Origin of the sequence: Thermosyntropha lipolytica DSM 11003 (assembly GCF_900129805.1) — a bacterium.
Lineage (GTDB): Bacteria > Bacillota > Syntrophomonadia > Syntrophomonadales > Syntrophomonadaceae > Thermosyntropha > Thermosyntropha lipolytica.
Genome location: NZ_FQWY01000066.1, coordinates 1 through 4,178, shown reverse-complemented (window position 1 = coordinate 4,178; position 4,178 = coordinate 1). Strand labels below are relative to the sequence as shown.

Genomic DNA, 4,178 nt, shown 5'->3' with positions numbered 1-4,178 from the left:
CTCTGTCCAGGTGACGTCTGCCACTGACGCTGTTTCCAGGCATTTGATAGCTGAAAAAAATTTCTCCAGTATCATCGGGATTTGCACCAATGTATTTTATTTCCATAAATTCTGATACTTCATTCCCTTTTATAGTTATTACTATTTTGGCCTTCCATTCATGCCCCTGGCCGGTGAAAATTATCTGTTCATTCCAGGCTATTTTTTTCCTAACTGGAAGAAGTCAGATACGGCTGCAAGTTTACCAGATACCAGGGGAAAGGTTATACCAGCTACCAGAATAAGAATGATTATTAATAGGCTTTGCTTTGCTTTCATCTATCAATAATCTCCTTTCTAAGTTTTTACCCTGCCTGAGGAAGGGGCTTAAATGCGGTTTTAAAAGACAAAAATGTAAATCATGAAAAAATGGCATAGGCTTCCCAGGAGTATGAATATATGAAAGATTTCATGAAATCCCCAGATGTTAGAGTTTATATGGGGCCATTTCAGGGCATATATTATTCCGCCTGTGGTATAAAAAAGTCCTCCCCCAAGAAGAAGAGTCATGCCTTTTATGCCTAATACCCTGGATAGAGGGACTAAGGCGATTATGGCCAGCCAGCCCATTATTATATAAAGCAGGGTTGAGAAAATCCGGGGCATATTAAAAAATAACAGCTTAAGCACTATGCCGATTAGTGCTAAAGACCATATGGCGATAAGCAAACCTTTTCCCCACCATCCGCTCAATGCTAAAAGGCATAAAGGAGTATAGGTGCCGGCAATAAGTACATATATCATCATGTGATCAACGCGGCGCAGGATGGCAATAACTTCGGGAGCATGGTTATACATATGATAGACTCCACTGGCGGTGTAAAGCATGATGAGGCTTAAACCGAAAACCAGGGCTGATATAATATAATGGCTGTTGCCGATAAGTAAGCCTTTTTTTAGCAGCAGATATAAGCCTATGATGGATAATGCGGCTCCTATAAAATGCGATATACTGCTTACCGGATCGCGAAAGTTTTTATTTATGAAGTTTGTGGTAAGGTGGAAGGGGCTAAGATCTGGATTAGGACTAAAACCGGACATATTTCTCTTCCTTTCTCTGTTTGATTGTTCAAGCATCCTGGGATATTTATTGATAATTTCTGTTTATTATAAATTACTGGTAAAATAATTCAATGGGAAGATAAATGATTAATGATATAAACTTTTTCAGCAACCTGTATTTAAGTATTTTTGATGCTTATTAAGTACATTTTTCTAGTTTTACTAAAACTGGGGTTTGCTTTTTATAAAAGGATACATTCTTGTATAATGATTATTATGGAATTAATCAAACTGCAATTTATCAAGGAGGCAAAATGGAAGACAGGATTTTATCGCGTATAGCCGCAGAGACAGGCGTTAATAAAAAACAGGTAGAAAATACCGTAAAGCTTTTGGATGCTGAGAATACCGTGCCTTTTATTGCCCGCTACCGCAAGGAGGTTACCGGAGGGCTAAATGAAGTAGAGATAAGAAAGATTGCCGAACTTGTAAAGCTTTACCGCAATTTAGAGGCCAGAAAACAGGAGGTTATAAGGCTTATAAGTGAGCAGGGCAAGCTTACTCCGGAACTGGAGGATAAAATTGTTAATGCTGCTAATGTAACGGCGGTGGAAGACATCTACCGGCCTTTCCGGCCGAAGAAGAGGACCCGGGCCATGATAGCCAGAGAAAGAGGTCTGGAAGGATTGGCTCGTTTTATGATAGAAGGCCAGGGGAGAGTGGAGGAGGAAGCAGAAAAATATCTGTCCGCAGAAGTAAAAACAGTAAGTGATGCCCTAAAGGGTGCTATGGATATAATTGCGGAAGAAATAGCAGATGATGCCGAGATAAGAGCCTGGGTACGGAATTTCATAAGGCGCACCGGGGTTATAGTATGCAAGGCAGAAGATCCGGAAAAAGAGTCGGTGTATCAGATGTACTATGACTACCGGGAGCCGGTATCTAAAATACCGCCCCATCGCATACTGGCCATAAACCGGGGGGAAAGGGAAGAATACATCAAAGTAGATATAGAAGTGGAGCGGGAAAAGATATATGAGCATATAGCTTTAAATTTCAAGGCCTTTAATCCGGAGGCAGAGGATTATATTAAAAAAACGATAGAAGATGCTTATAAAAGACTTATAGAGCCCTCAGTAGTAAGAGAAATAAGAAATGAGCTTACGGAGAGGGCAGAAGCCCACGCTGTCGAGATTTTTGCGGCTAACCTCAGGAATTTGCTCCTCACGCCACCGGTAAAAAACAAGATAGTGCTGGGGGTTGACCCGGCTTACCGTACAGGATGCAAGTGGGCAGTAGTAGATGAAACCGGCAAGCTTCTGGAAACCGGGGTAGTTTATCCCACCCCGCCGCAGAAAAGGATAGAAGAAGCCAAGCAGGTATTTGACCGGCTGGTAAGCAAGTACAAAGTCGATATTATTGCTATAGGTAATGGAACGGCATCCCGGGAAACCGAGCAGTTTGTGGCGGAATTTTTAAAAGAACATGAGGAATATGGACTTTCCTATATTATTGTAAATGAAGCAGGAGCCAGTGTTTATTCTGCATCCAAGCTGGGGGCGGAAGAATTTCCCGAGCTTGATGTAGCGGAGAGAAGTGCAGTATCTATTGCCAGGAGGCTGCAGGATCCTTTAGCCGAGCTGGTCAAGATTGAACCCAGATCTATCGGGGTAGGACAGTACCAGCATGATGTAAATCCCCGGCTGCTGGATGAGAAGCTTTCCTGGGTGGTGGAATCGGTTGTCAACTATGTAGGGGTAGATGTTAATACGGCATCTGCTTCCCTTTTAAGCTATGTAGCAGGTATTAACAGCACGGTTGCTGCCAATATCGTTAAATACCGGGAAGAAAACGGAAAATTTAAAAACCGCAGGGAATTATTAAAGGTGCCCCGTTTGGGGGCTAAGGCTTTTGAACAGTGTGCTGGATTTATGCGCATAGATGATGGAGATGAGCCTTTAGATGCTACTGCTATTCATCCGGAATCTTATCCAGCTGCCTATAAGCTTTTGTCTATGCTGGGGCTTGAGGCAACAGAAATAGGAACGGCTAGAGCGCGGGAGCTGTTATCCGCTATATCCTTAAAGGAGATGGCAGAGAAGCTGGCGGTGGGGATTCCCACCCTTGAGGATATGGTGGAAAGCCTGATATATAAGAGGCGGGATCCCCGAGAAGAACTGCCTCCTCCGGTATTCAGGCAGGATGTTCTTACTATGGAAGATTTAAAGCCGGGAATGAGGCTTAAGGGGACAGTTACGAATGTTGTTGATTTTGGGGCTTTTGTAGATATAGGGGTTAAAAACAGCGGGCTTGTTCATATTTCCGAACTTTCCTCTGCTTATGTGAAACATCCTCTGGAAATAGTCGCGGTGGGACAAATTGTAGAAGTAGAAGTTTTGTCCGTAGATGTTGCAAAAGGAAGGATTGCGCTTACCATGAAATTTTAAAGAAGGGGGAAAGAGCCCCTTCTTGCTATTAATAAACCGGGAGTATGAGAAAGAGTTTATCATCTGGATTAAGAAGCTAGAAAAAAAGGCAGAATATTTAACGGTTATTATGCTATTTAATAGAATGCTTTAACTATGGAAGAAAATGGATATTTTGCTTGGTAAAATGCGAATGTCAAGCAAAAAGTGGACTACTGTGCTGATAAAAAATTGAGCCACTAATGCTAGTTTAAAAGTGAGCTACCTTGCTCACTTTTAGCTCTGATAGCACTTTGCATAAATTAACCTTAACTATCACCACCTCTTTGTTTTTTCAGCCACTGTTCTAGCCGATATGACGTTCTGTTCATATCCAGAATGTAGGCCCTGTGAGTTAATCGATCTATTAGAGCGGCAGTTAACATAGTATCCGGAAAGATTTCTGTCCAACGCGAGAACTCCAGGTTGGTAGTAATGATAACGCTTCCCCGGGAGTTATAACGCTGGGTGCTCTTTTTACGGGTTTACGCTCCCAGGGAACCTGCTCTCCCTTGCAGTAACGTCTTACTGTATTGCGTGATATTCCTAGCTGTTTGGCGATAGCTCTTTGAGACATCCCTTCCACTAAATACAAATGTCTGATAAGATGATATTGGTCCACTCTGATCACTCCTATCTTCCCAAATCATTGTGTTGTTCCACTTTCAATGA

General features: G+C 42.3%; 4 protein-coding genes. 1 reads left to right on the top strand and 3 read right to left on the bottom strand.

What is annotated here, in order from left to right; translation table 11 throughout:
• Positions 1–378: 378 nt before the first annotated feature.
• Positions 379–1,080 (bottom strand): PAQR family membrane homeostasis protein TrhA, encoded by a 702-nt coding sequence (gene trhA, locus BUB92_RS10765; RefSeq protein WP_242939051.1) that lies wholly within the window; start codon positions 1,078–1,080, stop codon positions 379–381.
• Between the two features lie 275 nt (positions 1,081–1,355).
• Here trhA and BUB92_RS10760 point away from each other — a divergent pair, with 275 nt between their 5' ends.
• The gene (locus BUB92_RS10760; RefSeq protein ID WP_073093545.1) at positions 1,356–3,488 is read left to right on the top strand and encodes a Tex family protein; all 2,133 of its coding nucleotides are present in this window, start codon (positions 1,356–1,358) and stop codon (positions 3,486–3,488) included.
• 287 nt (positions 3,489–3,775) lie between these two features.
• Here BUB92_RS10760 and BUB92_RS10755 read toward each other — a convergent pair whose 3' ends face one another.
• Both BUB92_RS10755 and BUB92_RS12050 read right to left on the bottom strand, forming a co-directional pair.
• A complete protein-coding gene (locus BUB92_RS10755; RefSeq protein ID WP_423230214.1) occupies positions 3,776–3,931 on the bottom strand; it encodes an ATP-binding protein in 156 nt (51 codons plus the stop codon).
• Positions 3,886–4,128 (bottom strand): helix-turn-helix domain-containing protein, encoded by a 243-nt coding sequence (locus tag BUB92_RS12050; RefSeq protein WP_423230213.1) that lies wholly within the window; start codon positions 4,126–4,128, stop codon positions 3,886–3,888. Before BUB92_RS12050 ends, BUB92_RS10755 begins: the two co-directional genes overlap by 46 nt.
• Positions 4,129–4,178 lie beyond the last annotated feature (50 nt).

Bases quoted from the DNA above. Each gene is read 5' to 3' on its own strand.
- trhA (WP_242939051.1), bottom strand. From the start codon at position 1,080: ATGTCCGGTTTTAGTCCTAATCCAGATCTTAGCCCCTTCCACCTTACC.
- BUB92_RS10760 (WP_073093545.1), top strand. From the start codon at position 1,356: ATGGAAGACAGGATTTTATCGCGTATAGCCGCAGAGACAGGCGTTAAT.